19 protein-coding genes are annotated in these 20,286 nt (G+C 70.6%); 3 read left to right on the forward strand and 16 right to left on the reverse strand.

All coding sequences use genetic code 11. The features are described from left to right. Positions 1 to 65 precede the first annotated feature (65 nt). The 14 genes from ACZ32T_RS25365 to pgsA form a co-directional block, all read right to left on the reverse strand. A complete protein-coding gene (locus tag ACZ32T_RS25365; RefSeq protein WP_467264823.1) occupies positions 66 to 620 on the reverse strand; it encodes an adenine phosphoribosyltransferase in 555 nt (184 codons plus the stop codon). Beyond that, positions 617 to 1,738 (reverse strand): protein translocase subunit SecF, encoded by a 1,122-nt coding sequence (gene secF, locus ACZ32T_RS25370; protein ID WP_467264821.1) that lies wholly within the window; start codon positions 1,736 to 1,738, stop codon positions 617 to 619. Before secF ends, ACZ32T_RS25365 begins: the two co-directional genes overlap by 4 nt. 1 nt (position 1,739) lies before the next feature. After that, complete coding sequence (gene secD, locus ACZ32T_RS25375; RefSeq protein ID WP_467264820.1) at positions 1,740 to 3,494, reverse strand: protein translocase subunit SecD; 1,755 nt, start codon at positions 3,492 to 3,494, stop codon at positions 1,740 to 1,742. Between the two features lie 147 nt (positions 3,495 to 3,641). Beyond that, complete coding sequence (yajC, locus tag ACZ32T_RS25380; RefSeq protein WP_467264818.1) at positions 3,642 to 4,115, reverse strand: preprotein translocase subunit YajC; 474 nt, start codon at positions 4,113 to 4,115, stop codon at positions 3,642 to 3,644. 168 nt (positions 4,116 to 4,283) lie between these two features. Further along, entirely contained in the window at positions 4,284 to 5,369 is a 1,086-nt protein-coding gene (ruvB, locus tag ACZ32T_RS25385; RefSeq protein ID WP_356712512.1) for a Holliday junction branch migration DNA helicase RuvB, read from the reverse strand. An 83-nt stretch (positions 5,370 to 5,452) separates the two neighbouring features. Next, positions 5,453 to 6,079, reverse strand: coding sequence for a Holliday junction branch migration protein RuvA (gene ruvA / locus ACZ32T_RS25390; RefSeq protein WP_467264815.1), 627 nt, complete (start codon positions 6,077 to 6,079; stop codon positions 5,453 to 5,455). Beyond that, a complete protein-coding gene (ruvC, locus tag ACZ32T_RS25395; RefSeq protein WP_033304357.1) occupies positions 6,076 to 6,609 on the reverse strand; it encodes a crossover junction endodeoxyribonuclease RuvC in 534 nt (177 codons plus the stop codon). The genes ruvA and ruvC overlap by 4 nt, the downstream gene beginning before the upstream one ends. Positions 6,610 to 6,721: 112 nt before the next feature. After that, complete coding sequence (locus ACZ32T_RS25400) at positions 6,722 to 7,474, reverse strand: YebC/PmpR family DNA-binding transcriptional regulator (protein ID WP_467264813.1); 753 nt, start codon at positions 7,472 to 7,474, stop codon at positions 6,722 to 6,724. Positions 7,475 to 7,535: 61 nt separating this feature from the next. Further along, positions 7,536 to 8,129, reverse strand: a complete 594-nt coding sequence (gene pdxT / locus ACZ32T_RS25405; RefSeq protein WP_467369192.1) for a pyridoxal 5'-phosphate synthase glutaminase subunit PdxT — start codon at positions 8,127 to 8,129, stop codon at positions 7,536 to 7,538. A gap of 6 nt (positions 8,130 to 8,135) precedes the next feature. Beyond that, positions 8,136 to 9,056: a pyridoxal 5'-phosphate synthase lyase subunit PdxS gene (gene pdxS, locus ACZ32T_RS25410; protein ID WP_467264809.1), complete on the reverse strand. Its 921-nt coding sequence runs from the start codon at positions 9,054 to 9,056 to the stop codon at positions 8,136 to 8,138. Between the two features lie 160 nt (positions 9,057 to 9,216). Continuing rightward, positions 9,217 to 9,762, reverse strand: a complete 546-nt coding sequence (locus tag ACZ32T_RS25415) for a hypothetical protein (RefSeq protein WP_467369194.1) — start codon at positions 9,760 to 9,762, stop codon at positions 9,217 to 9,219. Positions 9,763 to 9,826: 64 nt separating this feature from the next. After that, a complete protein-coding gene (locus ACZ32T_RS25420) occupies positions 9,827 to 10,987 on the reverse strand; it encodes a glycosyltransferase family 4 protein (protein ID WP_467264805.1) in 1,161 nt (386 codons plus the stop codon). Then, positions 10,984 to 11,907, reverse strand: a complete 924-nt coding sequence (locus ACZ32T_RS25425; RefSeq protein WP_467369196.1) for a phosphatidylinositol mannoside acyltransferase — start codon at positions 11,905 to 11,907, stop codon at positions 10,984 to 10,986. The genes ACZ32T_RS25420 and ACZ32T_RS25425 overlap by 4 nt, the downstream gene beginning before the upstream one ends. Beyond that, positions 11,904 to 12,587 (reverse strand): phosphatidylinositol phosphate synthase, encoded by a 684-nt coding sequence (pgsA, locus tag ACZ32T_RS25430; RefSeq protein WP_467264801.1) that lies wholly within the window; start codon positions 12,585 to 12,587, stop codon positions 11,904 to 11,906. Before pgsA ends, ACZ32T_RS25425 begins: the two co-directional genes overlap by 4 nt. Positions 12,588 to 12,864: 277 nt before the next feature. On the opposite strand from pgsA, the gene ACZ32T_RS25435 reads away from it, so the two are divergent. Together ACZ32T_RS25435 and ACZ32T_RS25440 are read left to right on the forward strand one after the other, a co-directional pair. Next, positions 12,865 to 15,069, forward strand: coding sequence for an elongation factor G-like protein EF-G2 (locus tag ACZ32T_RS25435; protein WP_467369198.1), 2,205 nt, complete (start codon positions 12,865 to 12,867; stop codon positions 15,067 to 15,069). A 177-nt stretch (positions 15,070 to 15,246) separates the two neighbouring features. Further along, positions 15,247 to 16,917, forward strand: a complete 1,671-nt coding sequence (locus ACZ32T_RS25440) for a hypothetical protein (RefSeq protein ID WP_467264798.1) — start codon at positions 15,247 to 15,249, stop codon at positions 16,915 to 16,917. Positions 16,918 to 16,945: 28 nt separating this feature from the next. On the opposite strand, the gene ACZ32T_RS25445 is transcribed toward ACZ32T_RS25440, so the two are convergent. Next, positions 16,946 to 17,518, reverse strand: a complete 573-nt coding sequence (locus ACZ32T_RS25445) for an HIT family protein (RefSeq protein ID WP_467264796.1) — start codon at positions 17,516 to 17,518, stop codon at positions 16,946 to 16,948. Positions 17,519 to 17,584: 66 nt separating this feature from the next. On the opposite strand from ACZ32T_RS25445, the gene ACZ32T_RS25450 reads away from it, so the two are divergent. Then, entirely contained in the window at positions 17,585 to 18,262 is a 678-nt protein-coding gene (locus tag ACZ32T_RS25450) for a potassium channel family protein (RefSeq protein ID WP_467264794.1), read from the forward strand. 24 nt (positions 18,263 to 18,286) lie between these two features. Here the strand turns inward: ACZ32T_RS25450 and thrS are convergent, their stop codons facing one another. Further along, positions 18,287 to 20,263, reverse strand: coding sequence for a threonine--tRNA ligase (gene thrS, locus ACZ32T_RS25455; RefSeq protein WP_467264792.1), 1,977 nt, complete (start codon positions 20,261 to 20,263; stop codon positions 18,287 to 18,289). Between the last annotated feature and the right edge of the window lie 23 nt (positions 20,264 to 20,286).

Raw genomic sequence — 20,286 nt, forward strand, 5'->3', positions numbered from 1 at the left:
CACCCGGATGTTCCCGGGTACCCGTCCTGTACGTCCCTACGCGCGCCGGTGCGGCGCGGTGCAGGTCAGAGCGTGATCAGTGCCTCCAGCGGGGCGTCCCGCAGCCCCGCCTCCAGCCGAGCTCGGCCGGAGAGGAAGCCGAGTTCCATCAGGACCGCCACCCCCGCGATCTGCGCACCGGCCCGCCGGATGAGCTCCAGCGAGGCCTCGGCGGTTCCGCCGGTGGCCAGGACGTCGTCGATGACCATGACCCGGTCGTCGGCGGCCAGGTCCTCGGCGTGGATCTCGATCTCCGCCGTGCCGTACTCCAGCTCGTACGCCTGCCCCAGTGTGGCACCGGGCAGCTTCCCGGCCTTCCGCACGGGTACGAACCCGATCCCGGCCCGGACGGCGACCGGCGCGGCCAGGATGAAGCCGCGGGCCTCCAGGCCGACGATCTTGGTGGCCCCGTGCCGGACGCACAGCTCCACGAAGAAGTCGGTCAGCGCGGAGAAGGCGACCGGGTCGGCGAGCAGCGGGGTGATGTCCTTGAACAGCACTCCGGGCTTCGGATAGTCCCGCACGTCACGGATCCGGCTGAGCAGGAGCTCCCGGGTGGCGTCGGTGACGTTCGTGGTCATCGGCGGTTCCTCGGGGTCCTGCCGTGGCCACCGGCCTGCCGGCGCGGGCCGACGACGGCCCCGGCGGTCGGGGACTCCTCGTCGGGACCGTCGGTGAACTCGTCGGCCCGGTCGTCGCGCTCGTCCTCGACGGACTCGCCCTTGGCCGCCGCGGCGGCGCGCTTGGCGAGGATCCGCTTCTTCAGTGCCTTTATCTGCGGATCGCGCTCCTTGAGGTCGGCGACCAGCGGGGTGGCGATGAAGATCGAGGAGTAGGCACCGGCGGCGAGGCCCACGAAGAGCGACAGCGAGATGTCGTTCAGCATGCCCGCCCCGAGGACGCCGCCACCGATGAACAGCAGACCGGCGACCGGCAGCAGGGCGACGACGGTGGTGTTGATGGAGCGCACCAGCGTGCCGTTGATGGAACGGTTGGCGATCTCGCTGTAGGTCCAGCGGGTCTGCTTGGTGATCCCGTTCGTGCCCTCCTTGAGGCTGTCGAAGACGACGACCGTGTCGTAGAGGGAGTAACCGAGGATGGTCAGCAGACCGATCACCGTGCCGGGGGTGACCTCGAAGCCGACGAGGGCGTAGATGCCGACGGTGATGGTGATGTCGTGGATCAGCGCGATGAGGGCCGCGACGGCCATCCGCCACTCGAAGGCGATGGCCAGGTAGACCACGACGAGGACCATGAAGATGCCGAGGCCGGTCCAGGCCTTGTTGGCGATCTGCTCACCCCAGCTGGGGCCGACGAGATCGGCGTTGATCTTCGCCTCGGGGACACCGAGTTCCTCGGAGAGCTGGGCCTTGATCTGGTCGGCCTTCTGGGTGTCGACCTCGGTGATCTGGATCCGGAGTCCGCCGTTGCCGAGCTCCTGGACGATCGCCTCGTGGCCGGAGGCCTCGACCGCGACCTCGTGGGCCTGGGAGACGGACACCTTGGCCTTGGTGTCGGTCGTGAAGACGGCACCGCCCTTGAACTCGATGCCCATGTTCAGGCCGCTGACCGCCAGGCCGACGATGGCCGTGATGGTGATCAGGATCGAGACGCCGTACCAGATCTTGCGCTTGCCGATGAAGTCGTAACCGACCTCGCCACGGTAGAGCCGGGCGCCGAGATTGCCGAGTCGCGACATCTCACGCCTCCTTCGGGTGGTCGGTGCGGGCGTTGACACGGCGGGAGCGGCGCAGCGGCGGCTTGGCGCCGAGCCTCTTCGGGTCCAGGCCGGACCACGGGTGACCGCTGGCGAAGAACTTCGTGCGGGCCATGAGCGTCATGACGGGCTTGGTGAAGAGGAACACCACGACGACGTCGAGCAGGGTCGTGAGCCCGAGCGTGAACGCGAAGCCCTGGACCTTGCCGACGGTGACGAGGAAGAGCACGGCCGCCGCGAGGAACGACACGAAGTCGGAGACGAGGATGGTGCGCCGGGCCCTGGGCCAGGCACGCTCGACGGCCGGACGGAGCGTGCGGCCCTCGCGGATCTCGTCGCGGATGCGTTCGAAGTAGACGATGAACGAGTCCGCTGTGATTCCGATCGCCACGATGGCACCGCAGACGGCCGGGAGGTTCAGCGCGAAGCCGATGGCCGGGCCGAGCAGGGCCATGATCGTGTACGTCAGGATGCCGGAGGCCAGCAGGCTGAGGAGGGCGATGAGCGCCAGGCCCCGGTAGTAGGCCACCAGGTAGATGACGACCAGGGCCAGCCCGATGGCACCGGCGATGAGACCGGCCTCGAGCTGCTCGCCGCCGAGGGCGGCGGTGACGGTGGTGACGGTGTCCTCGCTGAAGGACAGCGGGAGCGCGCCGTAGGACAGGACGTTGGCCAGGTCCTCCGCCGACTGCTGCGTGAAGCTGCCGGAGATCTCGGCGCTGCCGCTGAGCGCCTCGTTCACCTGGGGCGCGGAGACGACCTCACCGTCGAGGGAGATCGCGAACTGGTTCTGCGGGGACTGCTGCGACGACAGCTTCTTGGTGATCGTCTGGAACTTCTTGGAGCCCTTGTCGGTGAACTCCATCGACACGAGCCAGATGCCGCGCTGCTGGTCGAACTGGGCCTTCGCGTCGTCGACGTCCGTGCCGGAGACCTCGGCCGGGCCGAGCAGGTACTTGGCGTCACCCTCGGAACTGCACGCGACCGTGGGGTCCTCGGGCTTGACGCCGTCGCCGGCCTTGGCGCGGGCCGCCGCGTCGGTGCAGTCCAGCGCGGTGAACTTCTTCTCGAGCGCCGCGGTGGCGGGGTCAGGCGTCCCGGTCGCCGCGGGGGGCTCCGAGCCGCCGGAGGTGCTCGCGGACGGGGTGGGCGTCGCGTCCTGCTTCAGGGCGCCGGTGACCGCGCGGCCCTGGGTGGTGGCGCTCGCCGAGGGCGTCGTCTTCGAATCGGAGGCTGTCTCCGGGTCGCTCGCCTTCGCACTGGGCGTGGCGCTCGGCTTCCCGGAACCGCTCGCGGACGGGCTCGCGGAACCCTCGGGGGTCGGTGCGCCGCCGGTGACCGTGAGCACGGGCCGGAAGTACAGCTGGGCGGTCGTGCCGACCTGCTCCCGGGCCTGCTTCGAATTCGTCCCCTTGGGGATGTTGACGATGATGTTCGAGGGGCCCTGGGTCTGAACCTCGGCCTCGGAGACACCCAGACCATTGACACGGCGTTCGATGATGCTGACCGCGGTGTTCATGTTGGTCTCGTTGATCGCGTCAGGCTTGCCGGGCTGGTTCTTCGCCTTGAGCGTGATCGATGTGCCGCCGGCCAGGTCGATGCCGAGCCGGGGCGTGGTGTGACCGGACAGGAACATCCCGCCGGTCAGGGCGACCATGGCGATCAGGATCAGAACCAGGGCACGGCCCGGCTTGCCCTGTCCACCGGTTGAACCCCGGCCTTTCTTCGGTGCTGCCACCTTTTCGTTTCTCCCTGTCCAACCGCCCCGCGCCGGGTACGCGCCCGAGCGGCCACGAAGTGTTGTGGGGACCCGCCCCCGCAGAAGACCGCACGGCCCGTGAGACGCCGGACACCCTCGGGTGTCCGGCGTCTCTGGGTCGTGGAACTACTTCGCGTCGCCCTCGCCGTCGGCCTTGGCGTCCTTGACCTCGGAGCCCTTGGTCCCGGCGTCCTCGGCCTTCTTGCCCAGGTCGATCTTCGCGACGTCGTCGGCCGCGTCCTCGTCCGTGGACTCGCCGGCGGTGAGCGAGGAGGCGTCGTCGGGCACGACCGTGCCGTCGGCGCCCAGCTCGTCGTCGTCGCCGTGGACGATGCGGTTGTACTCCGCGTCGTCGAGGACGGCACCGATGGCGTTCTTCGCGTAGATGGCGTGCACGCCGGGCGCGACCTCGAGGAGAACCGTGTCGTCCTGAATCTCCTTGACGGTGGCGTACATGCCCCCGATCGTCCGGACGCCGGTACCGGGCTGCATGTCGTTGCGCATCTGCGCAGCCGCCTGCTGCTTCTTCTTGGCGGACCGGGTCATCAGGAACATGGCCCCGATGAGCACGATGAAGGGGAGGAGGGTCACGAGACTCACGGGACGGAACTTCCTTCGCACGACCACGCTGGATTCACGCGGCCTGGTCTACGGGGGTGGGTACACCGACCTGAACGGGCGGCATCGGCGGAGTCTAAGCGAGTCCGCATCATTGGAACAACGTCCAGCATGGCACCGTGGTTCCCCTGCTGGCCAACCCGTCCTGTGTCACGCCCCGAACAGGCCCTGTTGTCCCTTTGCGCCGTGCTGCGGAGGCACGAGACCGAGGTGCGCCCACGCCGCGGGGGTCGCGACCCGCCCTCGGGGGGTCCTCGCGAGCAGTCCTTCCCGTACGAGGAAGGGTTCGGCGACCTCCTCGACGGTCTCGCGCTCCTCGCCGACGGCCACGGCGAGGGTGGAGAGCCCGACGGGGCCTCCACCGAAGAGCTTCAGCAGGGCGCCGAGCACCGCGCGGTCCAGCCGGTCGAGCCCTCGGGCGTCGACCTCGTACACCCGCAGGGCCGCCGCGGCGATGTCCCGGTCGATCCGTCCTTCGGCCTTGACCTGGGCGTAGTCCCGGACGCGGCGCAGCAGCCGGTTGGCGATGCGGGGCGTCCCCCGGGAGCGGCCGGCGATCTCGGCGGCGCCCGCCGTGTCTATGGCCACGTCCAGCAGGCCGGCGGAGCGGTGGATGACCCGCTCCAGCTCGGAGGGGGCGTAGAACTCCATGTGGCCGGTGAAGCCGAAGCGGTCGCGCAGCGGGGGCGGCAGGAGTCCGGCCCTGGTCGTGGCGCCGACGAGGGTGAACGGCGGCAGCTCCAGCGGGATGGCGGTGGCGCCCGGGCCCTTGCCGACGATGACGTCGACCCGGAAGTCCTCCATCGCCATGTAGAGCATCTCCTCGGCCGGCCGCGACATGCGGTGGATCTCGTCGAGGAAGAGGACCTCGCCCTCCTGCAGCGAGGACAGGATCGCGGCGAGATCGCCGGCGTGCTGGATGGCGGGGCCGGAGGTGATGCGGATCGGCGCGCCCATCTCGGCCGCGATGATCATGGAGAGGGTGGTCTTGCCCAGGCCGGGGGCGCCGGAGAGCAGGACGTGGTCGGCGGTGGCGCCCCGGGCGCGGGCCGCCTTGAGGACCAGGTCGAGCTGTTCCCGGACCGTCTCCTGGCCCACGAATTCGTGGAGGTCCTTCGGGCGCAGGGCAGCCTCGACGGCGGTGTCCTCGCCGTCCGCCCCGGCGTCCACCAGGCGGTCGTCAAGCCGCTCGTCGGTGAGGTCGCCGGTGTCGGTCCCGGTCTCGTCCCAGTTCATCTCGTCAGTCCCGCCTCGGGTGTTTCGGTGCCGGTCCGTGCGGTGTTCCGGCCGGCGTACGGGGCGCGTGGCGGCCCCTGGGGTCAGCGTGCGCGGTTGAGTGTCTGCAGGGCGGCGCGCAGCAGCTGCGGCACGGGGGCCTGGCCGCTGTCGGCGATCGCGGCCTCGGCCTGCGGCGCCACGGCGGTCACCGCCTCGTCGGCCTCACGGGTGGCGTAGCCGAGGCCGATCAGGGCGGCCTGCAGCTGGTCGCGCCAGGAGTTGCTGACGGCGGTGCCGACGCCCTGCTGCCCGATGTGCGCGCCGACCGGTTCACCGAGCCGGTCCTTGAGCTCCAGGAGGAGCTTCTGGGCGCCCTTCTTGCCGATGCCGGACACAGCGGTGAGCGCCTTCTCGTCACCGGTGGCGACGGCGATGCGCAGGGCGTCCGGGCTGTGGGTGGCGAGCATGGCCTGGGCGAGTCTGGGGCCCACACCGCTGGCGGTCTGCAGCAGCTCGAAGATCTGCCGCTCGTCGTCGTCGGCGAAGCCGTAGAGGGTGAGCGAGTCCTCCCGGACGACCAGGGACGTCGCCAGTCTGGCCTCCTTGCCGACCCGCAGACCGGCGAGGGTCTCGGGGGTGCACTGGACGGCCATGCCGATGCCGCCGACCTCGATCACGGCCGTGGCCGGGGCGAGGGCGGCCACCGGGCCTGAGACGAAGGCGATCATGCGGTACGGCCTTTCAGCGTGCGGTGGGCGGCGACGGCCTGCTGCAGTCGGTTCTGCGCGGGCGCGCGCCAGATGTGGCAGATGGCGAGGGCGAGGGCGTCGGCGGCGTCGGCCGGCTTCGGCGGCGCGTCGAGCCGCAGCAGCCGGGTGACCATGGCGCCGACCTGCGCCTTGTCGGCCCGCCCGGATCCGGTGACGGCGGCCTTGACCTCGCTCGGGGTGTGCAGGGCGACCGGGATGCCGCGGCGCGACGCGCAGAGCATGGCGACGGCACTGGCCTGCGCGGTGCCCATGACCGTACGCACGTTGTGCTGGCTGAACACCCGCTCCACGGCGACGAATTCGGGCCGGTGCTCGTCGAGCCACCGCTCGATGCCCTGCTCGATGGCGACGAGCCGGTGGCCGAGCTCCGCATCGGGCGGGGTCCGCACGACACCGACGCCGACCATGGTGAGCGGCCGGCCGGCGACTCCCTCGACGACTCCGACACCGCACCGGGTCAGCCCCGGGTCCACGCCCAGCACCCGCATGAATGGGCCCCCTCCGCCGCTCGGTCATCTGTTCCCGCAGGCTATCGGCTCCCGCTGACAATGCGACGGGCCGACGGGGTGTGTCCCGTCGGCCCGTCCCGGTTGCGCCGCCTCAGGCGTCGACCTTCTCCATGACCTCGTCCGAGATGTCGAAGTTGGCGAAGACGTTCTGCACGTCGTCGCTGTCCTCCAGCGCGTCGATCAGCTTGAAGATCTTGCGCGCGCCCTCTTCGTCGAGCTCGACCTGCATGGTCGGGACGAAGTTGGCCTCGGCCGAGTCGTAGTCGATGCCGGCCTCCTGCAGCGCGGTGCGGACCGCGACCATGTCGGTGGCCTCGCTGAGCACTTCGAAGGTGTCACCGAGGTCGTTGACCTCCTCGGCGCCCGCGTCGAGCACCGCACCGAGCACGTCGTCCTCGCCCAGCTCGCCCTTGGGGACGATCACGACACCCTTGCGGTTGAACAGGTACGAGACCGAGCCCGGGTCCGCCATCGAACCGCCGTTGCGGGTCATGGCGACGCGCACGTCGGACGCGGCACGGTTGCGGTTGTCGGTGAGGCACTCGATGAGCACCGCGACGCCGTTCGGGCCGTAACCCTCATACATGATCGTCTCGTAGTCGGCGCCACCGGCCTCGAGACCGGCACCGCGCTTGACGGCCGAGTCGATGTTCTTGTTCGGGACCGAGCTCTTCTTGGCCTTCTGGATGGCGTCGAAGAGGGTCGGGTTGCCGGACACATCGGCGCCACCGGTACGGGCCGCGACCTCGATGTTCTTGATCATCTTCGCGAAGAGCTTGCCGCGCTTGGCGTCGATCACGGCCTTCTTGTGCTTCGTCGTAGCCCATTTAGAGTGGCCGGACATCTGCCTTCTCCTTCGCGTCACCAAAATCGATCCGAACCCGAGAGATCCTACCGGGGTCGGATCAGCCCACGGCGCGCACCATGTCGGTGAAGAGCGCGTGCACCCGGTGGTCGCCGGTCAGTTCCGGGTGGAACGACGTGGCGAGGGCGTTTCCCTGGCGTACGGCCACGATATGCCCGCCGTGCACCGCGACGACCTCCGCGCGGGCGCCTACCGACTCCACCCAGGGGGCCCGGATGAAGACGCCGTCGACGGGCCCGCCGGGCACGCCGTCGACCTCGACGGCCGCCTCGAAGGACTCGTTCTGCCGCCCGAAAGCGTTACGCCGCACGATCATGTCGATGCCGCCGACCGTCTCCTGGCCGGAGCGAGGATCGAGGATCTTGTCGGCGAGCAGGATCATGCCGGCGCAGGTGCCGTAGACCGGCATCCCGGCGGCCACCCGCTCACGAAGGGGTTCCAGCATGCCGAAGAGGACGGCCAGCTTGGACATCGTGGTGGACTCGCCACCGGGTATGACGAGCCCGTCGACCTCGGCGAGTTCCTCGGGCCGTCTGACCGGCCTGGCCACGGCATCCGCCGTGGCCAGGGCGGTCAGGTGCTCCCGTACGTCGCCCTGGAGTGCCAGGACTCCGATGACAGGGGTGTCGGTCATCGGTGCTTACCAGCCGCGGTTGGCGTAGCGCTCGCCCTCGGGCAGCGTGTCGCAGTTGATGCCGACCATGGCCTCGCCGAGGTTGCGTGAGGCGTCCGCGATGATCTTCGGGTCGTCGTAGAAGGTGGTGGCCTTCACAATGGCGGCGGCACGCTTGGCGGGGTCACCGGACTTGAAGATGCCGGAGCCCACGAAGACGCCCTCGGCGCCGAGCTGACGCATCAGGGCCGCGTCCGCGGGGGTCGCGACGCCGCCGGCCGAGAACAGGACGACGGGCAGCCTGCCGAGCTCGGAGACCTCCTTGACCAGCTCGTAGGGGGCGCGGAGGTCCTTGGCTGCGGCGTACAGCTCGTTGTTGTCGAAGCCGCGCAGGCGGGCGATCTCGTTCTTGATCTGGCGCAGGTGGCGGACCGCCTCGACGACGTTGCCGGTACCCGCCTCGCCCTTGGAGCGGATCATCGCGGCGCCCTCGGCGATGCGGCGCAGGGCCTCGCCCAGGTTCGTGGCGCCGCAGACGAAGGGGGTGGTGAAGGCGAACTTGTCGCTGTGGTTGACCTCGTCGGCCGGGGTGAGGACCTCGGACTCGTCGATGTAGTCGACGCCCAGGGACTGGAGCACCTGGGCCTCGACGAAGTGGCCGATGCGGGACTTGGCCATGACGGGGATGGAGACGGCCCCGATGATCTCCTCGATCATGTTGGGGTCCGACATCCGGGCCACGCCGCCGTCCTTGCGGATGTCGGCCGGCACCCGCTCCAGCGCCATGACGGCCACGGCGCCCGCGTCCTCGGCGATCTTCGCCTGCTCGGCGTCGACGACGTCCATGATCACGCCGCCCTTGAGCTGCTCGGCCATGCCGCGCTTGACACGGGCGGTGCCGGTGGCCGGGCTCTCGGCGGACTGCGGGGTGGTGGGAAGCGTGGACACGGATCGACCTCACTGGGGTGTGGAGACGCTGGAAGGTGCAGACCCGAGCAAACGCTTCGGGAGCAGTCCACAGCAAGGGCCAATGAACACCCCGTGGATCGTTCTGCACGCCTCCGGGCCGGCCGGCAGGCCGCCAATCAGCCGCCGGGCAGGTCCGCGCTCAGCTGCCCGGCCGGTCCGCCAGGGCGACCGGGGGCTCGTCGTCCATCTCGAACGCCAGTGGGAACGGGGCGTGCCCCGCGAGCCGGAACAGCCGTACGGTCCGGTGTGTGCGCAGCGCGCGGGCGGCGCGCACCGAGTCGTTGTGGAAGCGGCGCGCCATCGGTACGCGGCGTACGGCGGCGGCCAGTTCCTTCGCCGCGTCCTCGCCGCCCGGGAACTCCTTCACGGCCTCGACCTGCGCCGCCTCGCCGAACACGGCCCGCAGGGCGGTGCTCAGCTCGCTCTCTGCGACCTCTCGCTGCTCCTCCTCGGCCTGCCGCGCGGCGTGCGCGGCCTCGTAGAGCACGATCGACGCGGCCGGGTCCAGAACCTTGGCCGTGGCCAGTTCCTGGGTGACCGAGGCGCGGCGCAGCAGCTGGGCGTCGAGCGCCGCCCGCGCCGCGTCGATACGGGCGTGGAGCCGGTCGAGCCGCCCGGCGGTCCAGCTGAGATACAGGCCGACCGCGAAGAGCGCGACGACGGTCCAGACGAGGATTTCGATCACGGGCGGTAAGGCTACCGCCGGAGGGCGTCACCCGGCCCCGCCGGTAGGTCGGCGGCGCCCGCGCTCAGTCCCGGGCGAGGCCGAAGCGCGCGCGGAGCCCCGTGCGTTCGTCGGTGTCCACGGCCGCCGCCCCGTCCGTCACCGTCTCGTACACCGCAAGGATGTCCGCGCCGACGGTCGTCCAGTCGAAGCGGCGCACATGCGCGCTGCCCCGCTCCCGCAGCCCCGAGCGCCGCTCGGGCTCGCCCAGGAGCCTGATCGCCGCCGATGCCAGGGCGTCCGCGTCCTCGTTGGCGAAGAGGTCGCCGGCCGCTCCCTGGTCGAGCACCTGCGCGAACGCGTCCAGGTCACTGGCGAGGACGGGCGCCCCGGCCGACAGCGCCTCGACCAGGATGATGCCGAAGCTCTCGCCGCCGGTGTTCGGCGCGACGTACACGTCGACGCTCCGCAGCAGCCGGGCCTTGTCCTCGTCGCTCACCATGCCGAGGAACTCGACGCGCGAGCGCATCTCCTTCGGCAGCGAGGCGACCGCCTCCTCCTCGTCGCCGCGCCCCGCGACCAGCAGCCGGGTCTCCGGGCGGGCGGCGAGGATCGTGGGCAGCGCCTTCATCAGGACGGGCAGCCCCTTGCGCGGCTCGTCGATGCGCCCGATGAAGCCGAGCGTGCCGCCCTGCCACTCGGCCTTGGGCTCGGCCCGGGCGAAGAAGTCCACGTCGACGCCGTTCGGGATGACCACGGCGTCGCCACCGAGGTGCTCGACCAGGGTCCGCCGGGCGTACTCGCTCACCGCGATCCGCGCGCTGATCTTCTCCAGCGCGGGCTGGAGGATCGGGTACGCCGCGATCATGGCCCTGGAGCGGGGGTTGGACGTGTGGAACGTGGCCACGATCGGCCCACGCGCCGCCCAGCAGGTGAGCAGACCGAGCGAGGGCGAGGTGGGCTCGTGGATGTGGATGACGTCGAAGGTGCCGTCGTTGAGCCAGCGCCGGACGCGCGCCGCCGACAGGAACCCGAAGTTCAGCCTGGCGACCGAGCCGTTGTACGGGACGGGCACGGCCCGGCCCGCCGATACGACGTACGGCGGGAGCGGTGTCTCGTCGTCGGCGGGCGCGAGCACGGAGACGTCGTGGCCGAGGCGGATCAGGTGCTCGGCCAGGTCGCGGATGTGGAACTGCACCCCGCCCGGAACGTCCCAGGAGTACGGGCAGACGATGCCGATCTTCACGGAGCTTCCCCCTGGGGTTCCAGATCGGAGAGCCAGAGCCGCTGCAGCATGTGCCAGTCCTCCGGATGTTCGGCGATCCCGGTGGCGAAGGCATCGGCCAGCGCCTGTGTCATGGAGGACGTCTTCTCGGCCCGGGTGCCTGTCCCCGGCTCCGCGACGGGCGGGTGGACCTGCGCCCGCATGACGGGCGTGCCGTCGTACCAGAGGGTCACGGGCAGCAGCAGCGCACCGGTCTGCTGGGCGAGCAGCGCCGGGCCCGCGGGCATGCGCGCGGTGTCGCCGAAGAAGTCCACCTCGACACCGGAGGCGGACAGATCACGGTCGGCCACCAGGCAGACCAGCCCGCCGGCGCGCAGCCGCCGGGCCAGGGCCCCGAACGCGGCCCCTCCGTTGTGCGGCAGGACCTCCATGCCCAGGCCCTGGCGGTAGGCCACGAACCGGTCGTAGAGGGTTTCGGGCTTGAGCCGCTCGGCGACCGTGGTGAACGGCACCTGCAGATTCGTGGTGACCCACGCGCCCGCCAGGTCCCAGTTACCGAGGTGCGGCAGCGCGAGGACGACACCACGGCCCGCCTCCAGGCCCTCGACGAGCCGGTGGGCGTCCCGGACTTCTATGGAGGCTTTGATCCGCTCCGGTGTCCAGGTCGGGAGCCGGAAGGACTCCATCCAGTAGCGCATGTACGAGCGCATGCCGGCCTTCGACAGCTCGGCGAGCCGGGCGGCGTCCGCGTCGGGCACCACCCGGGCGAGATTCGACTCCAGCCGCAGCACGGACTTCCCGCGCCGCTTCCACACCTGGTCGGCCAGGGTGCGGAAGAGCGCGGTGGCGGCCGGCTCGGGGAGCTTCTTGACCGCGCCCCAGCCCAGGCCGTAGAGCCCGTCGGTCAGCCGGCCCCTGAGATCGGATCCGGTGCCGCTCACTGCGCGGCCTCGCTCCCCTGTCCCGGTGTCCCGCCCTGGGCGGCGGCCGCGGCATCGGCCTCGGCCGACTCCCTGCGCACGGTCACCACCCGCTGGACCAGCGTCACCAGGCTGCCGGCGGCGACGATCCACAGCGCGATCGGCAGCAGGACCTGGATGCCCGGCACCCCGAAGCCGTGCAGGCCGGCGAGGCCCGCCGCGACCAGCGAGATGACGAGCCGCTCGGCTCGCTCCACCAGTCCGTTCACCGCGACCGGCAGGCCGATCGACTCGCCGCGCGCCTTGGTGTACGAGACCACCTGGCCGCTGGCCAGGCAGAAGATCGCGACCGCGCACAGCACGTTGTCGTCACCGCCGCCCGCGTACCAGAGCGCGAACCCGGCGAAGATCGCCCCGTCCGCCACCCGGTCGAGCGTCGAGTCCAGGAACGCGCCCCACCGGCTGGAGATACCGGCCTGCCGGGCCATGTTGCCGTCGACCAGGTCGGAGAAGACGAAGATCGTGATCACGATCGTGCCCCAGAAGAACTCCCCCATCGGGAAGAAGACCAGCGCACCGGCCATCACTCCGGCCGTACCGACGAGAGTGACCGCGTCGGGGCTGACCCCGAGGCGGAGCAGCAGAGCGGCGAACGGTGTGAGGACACGCGTAAAAAATGCACGCGCGTACTTGTTCAGCATGGCCTTCCCGAGGTTCGGTGGGCGCCGCGGCCCTTTCGGCCACCGGCTGGCCCATCGTAGTCACCAGCCGTGCCGCGCAACGGCGGGGCACCCCGTCCCGCCCGATGCCCCGGAAGTCATGCTGCGCGGCGCTCGGCGTATGGACGGCTTCCGGCACGGGTGAAAAGCTCGAATGACCGCGGGCGTCGCCGAAGCCGCCGCGACGGCTTCGTCCTGTCCGTGCATCCACTCCCTCAGCTCTTGCGGCACCGCGCCAACCGATCGGGAGGCACGCATCATGGGCGACAGGACTCACACGCACACCGGAGCCGCCGGCAGGGCAGCGACGGCCGGCCGGCCCGCTTCCGTACGGAACGTGGTGCTGGTCGGCCACAGCGGCTCCGGCAAGACCACTCTGGTCGAGGCGCTCGCGCTGACGGCCGGTGCGCTGAACCGGGCCGGCCGGGTCGAGGACGGCACCACCGTCTCCGACCACGACGAGACCGAACAGCGCCGACACCGTTCCGTACAGCTCTCGCTGGTGCCCGTCGAATGGGACGGCTACAAGATCAATCTGCTGGACACCCCCGGCTACGCGGACTTCGTCGGGGAACTCAGGGCCGGTCTGCGCGCGGCGGACGCGGCCCTCTTCGTCGTCTCGGCCGCCCAGGAGGCCGACGCGGTGGCAGGCACCACCCGGGCGGTCTGGGAGGAGTGCGCGGCCGTCGGGATGCCCCGGGCGATCGTCGTCACGCACCTGGACACCGCGCGTACGTCCTTCGACGAGATGACCCGGATCTGCGGCCGGATCTTCGGGCACGACGACCCTGATGCCGTGCTCCCCCTCTATCTGCCCGTGCAGGGGCCCGAGGGCCCGGACGGACACGCCCCGCTGACCGGGCTCACCGGACTGCTCACCCAGCGGGTCTTCGACTACTCCTCGGGGGAACGGCAGGAGACGCCGCCCACCGGTGACCAGCGGCAACCGCTCCAGGAGGCGCGTAACCGGCTCATCGAGGGGATCATCGCCGAGAGCGAGGACGAGACCCTGATGGACCACTACCTCGGCGGCGGCGAGGTCGCCGTCACGACCCTCGTCGAGGACCTGGAACGCGCCGTGGCACGCGGCTCCTTCCACCCCGTCCTCACCGCCGCGCCCGCGGCCGACGGCGCCCGCCAGGGCATCGGCACCGTGGAACTCCTCGACCTGATCACCCGCGGCTTCCCCTCGCCCGGGGAACGCACCCCGCCCGCCGTCACCACCCCGGACGGCACCCCGCGCCCCGCCCCCGTCTGCGATCCGGCGGCGCCGCTGGTCGCCGAGGTCGTGAAGACCACCTCCGACCCCTACGTGGGACGGGTCTCCCTCGTCCGCGTCTTCTCCGGCACCCTGCGCCCCGACGACCCCGTGCACGTGTGCGGCCACGGCCTCACCGGCCCCGGAGGCGGCGCACGCCCCTGTCACGAGGCCGACGTACGCGTCGGGGCCCTCTCCGCGCCCTTCGGCCGACGGCAGCGCCCCCTGGACAGCTGCGTCGCGGGAGACCTGGCCGGTGTCTCCAAGCTCGGCGGGGCGGAGACCGGGGACACCCTCTCCGGCAGCGGTGAGCCCCTGCTGATGGAGCCGTGGGCGACGCCCGACCCGCTGCTCCCGCTGGCGGTCCGCGCCCACGGCAAGGCCGACGAGGACAAGCTCTCCCAAGGGCTGGCCCGGCTGGTCGCCGAGGACCCGACCATGCGTCCGGAACAGAACCAGGACACCCACCAGGTCGTCCTGTGGTGCATGGGCGAGGCGCACGCGGAGGTCGCGCTGGAACGCCTGCGCAGCAGGTACGGCGTGCAGGTCGACGCCGAACCCCACCGCGTGCCGCTGCGTGAGACGTTCGCCTCGCGGGCCCTGGGACGGGGCCGGCACGTCAAGCAGTCGGGCGGTCACGGCCAGTACGCCATCTGCGAGATCGAGGTCGAGCCGCTGCCGCCCGGCGCGGGCATCGAGTTCGTCGACAAGGTGGTCGGCGGTTCGGTGCCGCGGCAGTTCGTCGCGTCCGTGGAGAAGGGCGTACGCGCCCAGGCGGCCCGCGGCGTCGGGGCCGGCCACCCGCTCGTCGACGTACGCGTCACCCTGCTCGACGGGAAGTCGCACTCGGTGGACTCCTCCGACGCCGCCTTCCAGACCGCGGGTGCCCTGGCGCTGCGCGAGGCCGCGGCCGACACCCGCGTCCAGCTCCTCGAACCCGTCGCGGGGGTCGGCGTCCTCGTCCCGGACGACTACGTGGGGGCCGTCATGAGTGATCTCGCGGGGCGGCGCGGGCGGGTCGTCGGAACCGAGCAGGCGGCCAATGAGCGCACGCTCGTACGAGCAGAGGTGCCGGAGATCGAGATCGGCAGGTACACCGTCGACCTCCGCTCCCTGACGCACGGCACCGGACGGTTCGACCGGGCGTACGCCCGGCACGAACCGATGCCGCCCCAACTCGCCGACCGCCTCCGCGAAGCACCGTAGAACAGCACAAAGGCGAGTTGGCTGACTGGATCTGACGCCTTCCACCCGCCCCCGGCCACGACGGCGGGCGGACGGCACGCCCGGGCGATACTCTGTGGGCCCAGCTCAGAAGGTGTGCGACGTACGGTAGTTGGGAACAGCCGCAGGAGCAGACCGTGCGGGCGAGTGGGGGCGACAGTGGCCAACGACGGATTCGATTTCTCTCCCGGAGCGCAGATCCCGCTCCAGGGTTCGGCCGGGCAGGCGGTGGCGACGAACGCCCTCGCCTCCGCCGCGTACCGCGACAGCGATGTGACGGAGATCCTCAAGGCCAACAGCGAGTGGCACAAGTCCGAGGTGAAACCGGGCGACTCAAAGCTGTTCAAGTCCGACTATTTCAAGCCGAATCTCGGCGAGGCGTTCTCCCGGGCCGTCCAGGAACGCATGCTCGGCGGCGGCCGCAACGCTCTCATCCAGTCCTTCGGCACCGACCCGCAGACGGTCGTCGAGCACTGCCTCTCCGCGACCCGGCTGCGCAAGGCGCGTGACACGAAGCTGACGCTGATCACCGCGGTCTTCGGCTTCGTCTTCCTGCCGGGTCTGGTCCTCTGGGTCCTCGCCTTCCGGCTGCGTGACTTCCTCAACAAGTCCAAGGACAAGTTCTTCCAGGCGCTGGGCGGCATCCTGCTCATCGCGCTCGGCGCCGGCGCCTTGTTCTTCCTGATCGCCATGCCGCTCACCGGCTTCCTGGCCCTCTACCTGAGGATCGCCGCCATCGCCCCGCTGATCGGCTGGCTGCTCGCCAAACGGATCGCCGAGACCTCGGTCAAGGACCTGCGCGCCCGCTGGGAAGGACTCCTCTCCGGCAGCGGCGTCAGCGCCAAGATCCCCGAGGCCGTGCCCAAGAACCCCAACGAGACGGCCCGCGAGGCGCTGCGCCAGGGCCTGGAGAAGCTCTCCGCCGAGCAGCAGTCCAACGCCGTCTTCTACGCCGGCCCCAAGGGCATCCTCGGCATGGGGACCCGCTGGGGCAGCTGGCAGCTCGCCGAGGAACTCACCCCGGAGGACCCCGCCAAGGAGATCCACCAGTTCCGCAGCTGGGACGTCGTGCGGGCGATCCACGACCAGCTGAAGATGCTGGAGCGAGGCCCGCTGAACACCGGCGGCTTCCCCACACCGTCGGTCAAGCACTGGATCGTCTCCCCCGTCGGCGAGAACGCGGACTCCGTCTCCCGCCCCGAGGGCGAGGACGTCGCCACCTTCCAGATCAAGCCCCACGAGATACAGCGCATCTGCAACCACCAGCAGTTCGGCAGCGGCAACCGCCACTACCTGGGTGTGCAGTTCACCCTCTGGGACGGCCAGCTCGTGATCACGATGCTGATCACGGTCACCGTGCTCCACGAGACCCTGCGCATCGAGGTCACCGGTCACGCGCTGGGCCCCGTCCACGGCCTCTTCCTCACCAAGCCGGAAGCACCGACCAAGACGGTCAAGAAGGCGGTCAGGTTCTGGGAGACCCGCAAGGTCACTCTCCCCCTCATCAAGGCGAGCGAGGTCGTCAGGCTCTCCCTGCGCGCCCCCTTCACCTGGTACCCGCCGCTGCTCGACTACCTGGGCGGCAAGATCGTCCTGCCCGAGCCCTTCGGCCTGCGGCACGCCTGGGCGGCCAAGCCGTGGGGCCACCGCTTCATGGCCGACGACGCCATGCGGACGGCCACCCCGGTCCTGCGCGTCGTCCACTCCGCGACCATGCGGGTCCTGAAGGAACACGGCGTCGACACCGAGCGCTTCGACAACCGCTCCATGATCCTCAGCGGACTGGTCCAGGACCCCGCCCCGAGGAAGGCCGACGTCTACGACGCCTGACCCCGCCCGGGGCGGAGGGCTCCGCGGCTCAGGCGGACGGCTGTGCGGCCGGCCAGACACCGGCCAGCATCGTCCGGGTGTCCCCCAGGAGCTGCGGGAGCACCTTCGTGTGACCGACGACCGGCATGAAGTTGGTGTCCCCGCCCCAGCGGGGCACCACGTGCTGGTGGAGGTGCGCGGCGATACCCGCGCCGGCCTCGGCGCCCTGGTTCATCCCGATGTTGAAGCCGTGCGCCCCGGAGGCGGCCCGCAGCGCGACCATGGCCCGCTTCGTGAAGTCGGCCAGCTCCGCGGTCTCCGGACCGTCGAGCTCGGTGTAGTCGGCCACGTGCCGGTACGGCACCACCATCAGGTGCCCGCCGTTGTACGGATAGAGATTGAGCACGGCGTAGACCCGCTCGCCCCTCGCGATGACGAGCCCGTCCTCGTCGGACTTCGAGGGGATCTCGCAGAACGGACAGCCGTCCCCGGCTCCCGGGCCGCTGGGCTTGCTCTCACCTTGGATGTAGGCCATCCGGTGGGGCGTCCACAGGCGCTGGAACGCGTCGGGCGTCCCCACTCCGATCTGCTGTTCCGGCTCACTCGTCATGCCGGTCAGCATATTGCGTCACTCCCGGCGCGCGTGTCGCCGGGGGCGGCCCCGCCGGGGCACCGCGATGCTGACGCCATGAGCGACCGCCCCATGGCCCCCGACCCCGCCCGGCTGCAGGAATGGGAGCAGCGCACCGAGGTGCCGCTCTTCGCCGCGGCGCTGGTCTTCCTCACCGGTTACGCGGTCCGCGTCCTCGCCCCCGCCGGCGTCCAGCCCTGGCGTGACATCGCCCTCGCCCTCGTCGCCGCCACCTGGCTGCTCTTCGTCGTGGACTACGGCGTACGGCTCAGGCTCAGCGGCCTGGGCCTCCGCTTCGTGCACCGGCACTGGCTGGACACGGCGGTCCTGCTCCTGCCCCTGCTGCGCCCGCTGCGCATGGTCAAGGTCTACACGGCGGTCCAGCAGCGCAGGAACGGCCCCGGGCTGAGCCTGTACGCCCGGGTGATGACGTACGCGGGCCTCACCGCCGCGCTCCTGGGCTTCTCCGCGGCGCTCGCGGTGTACCACCAGGAGCAGGGGGCGCCCGGGTCCACCATCCGCACGTTCGGCGACGCGATGTGGTGGGCGTGCGCGACGCTCACCACGGTGGGCTACGGCGACGCGGTGCCGGTGACCCCGGTCGGCCGGGTGATCGCGGCGTTCATGATGGGCTGCGGGCTGGCGCTGCTGGGGGCGGTGACGGGGTCGTTCTCGTCGTGGCTGGTGGAGGTGTTCCAGCGGGAGGACGAGAAGAGGCCCCCGGGGAGCGCGTAGCTCTCCGGGGGCCTCGGGCGTGGATCACACCTGTACGCGACGCTCCACCACGTCGGCGAGCTTGGCGATCGCCTCGTCACGGGCGATGCCGTTCTCCTGCGAACCGTCGCGGTAGCGGAAGGAGACCGTGCCCGCGTTCATGTCGTCGTCCCCGACGATGATCATGAACGGGACCTTGGCCTTCTGGTGGTTGCGGATCTTCTTCTGCATCCGGTCCGAGGAGGCGTCGACCTCGACCCGCAGCCCCTTCTTGCGCGCCTCGGCGGCGAACTCCTGGAGGTACGGGATGTGGGTGTCGCCGATCGGGATGCCGACCGCCTGGACCGGGGCCAGCCAGACCGGGAACGCGCCCGCGTAGTGCTCCAGGAGCACCGCGAAGAAGCGCTCGATGGAGCCGAACAGCGCGCGGTGGATCATGACCGGGCGCTGCTTGGTGCCGTCCGGGCCGGTGTACTCCAGGTCGAAGCGCTCCGGGAGGTTGAAGTCGAGCTGCACGGTCGACATCTGCCAGGTACGGCCGATGGCGTCCTTGCACTGCACCGAGATCTTCGGGCCGTAGAACGCGGCGCCGCCCGGGTCCGGGACCAGCGGGAGGCCCTGCTTCTCGGCGACCTGACGCAGCGTCTCGGTGGCCTCTTCCCATGCCTCGTCCGAGCCGACGAACTTCTCCGGGTCCTTGGTGGACAGCTCCAGGTAGAAGTCGGTCAGACCGTAGTCGCGGAGCAGGTTCAGGACGAAGGTGAGCGTCCGGTCCAGCTCCTCGGCCATCTGCTCGCGGGTGCAGTAGATGTGCGCGTCGTCCTGCGTGAAGCCGCGCGAGCGGGTCAGGCCGTGGACGACACCCGACTTCTCGTACCGGTACACCGTGCCGAACTCGAAGAGGCGCAGCGGCAGTTCACGGTAGGAACGGCCCCGCGCGTCGAAGATCAGGTTGTGCATGGGGCAGTTCATCGGCTTGAGGTAGTAGTCCACCCCGTCGTCGAGCTGCATGGGCGGGTACATGCCGTCGGCGTACCAGTCGAGGTGGCCGGACTTCTCGAAGAGCTTGCCCTTGGTGGCGTGGGGCGAGTAGACGAACTCGTAGCCCTCCTCCTCGTGACGGCGCCGCGAGTAGTCCTCCATGGCCCGGCGGATGACGCCGCCCTTGGGGTGGAAGACCGCGAGGCCGGGACCGATCTCGTCGGGGAAGGAGAAGAGGTCCAGCTCGTTGCCGAGCTTGCGGTGGTCGCGCTTGGCGGCCTCTTCCAGGAACGTGAGGTGCGCCTTGAGCTCGTCCTTGGTGGGCCACGCGGTGCCGTAGATGCGCTGGAGCATCGGGTTCTTCTCGCTGCCCCGCCAGTACGCCGCCGCGTTCCGCATCAGCTTGAACGCGGGGATGAACCGGGTGGTGGGCAGGTGCGGGCCCCGGCAGAGGTCCTTCCAGCACAGCTCGCCGGTCTTCGCGTCGAGGTTGTCGTAGATGGTCAGCTCGCCGCCGCCCACCTCGACGTCCGCGCCGTCGTCGGAGGACGCGGAGCCCTTGATGCCGATGAGCTCCAGCTTGTACGGCTCGTCGGCGAGCTCCTCACGCGCCGCCTCGTCCGTCACGACCCGGCGGGAGAACCGCTGGCCCCGCTTCTGGATCTCCTGCATCTTCTTCTCGATGGCCTTGAGGTCCTCGGGCGTGAACGGCTTCTCGACGTCGAAGTCGTAGTAGAAGCCGTCCTTGACCGGCGGTCCGATGCCCAGCTTGGCCTCGGGGTGGAGCTCCTGCACGGCCTGCGCCATCACGTGCGCGGTGGAGTGCCGCAGGATGTTGAGGCCGTCCTCGGACGAGATCTCGACGGGCTCGACGACCTCGCCGTCCTTGAGCTCGTACGCGAGGTCGCGCAGCTCGCCGTCGACCCGGGCCGCTACGACGGTGCGCTGTCCGGGGAAGAGCTCGGCGGCCGTCGTGCCCGTCGTCACCACGTGCTCTTCCCGCTCGGAATCGCGTTGGATGATCACACGGACGTCTGACACCGGTCTCTCCTGACTGAGGGGGT

Source organism: Streptomyces sp. NPDC023573, assembly GCF_055559735.1.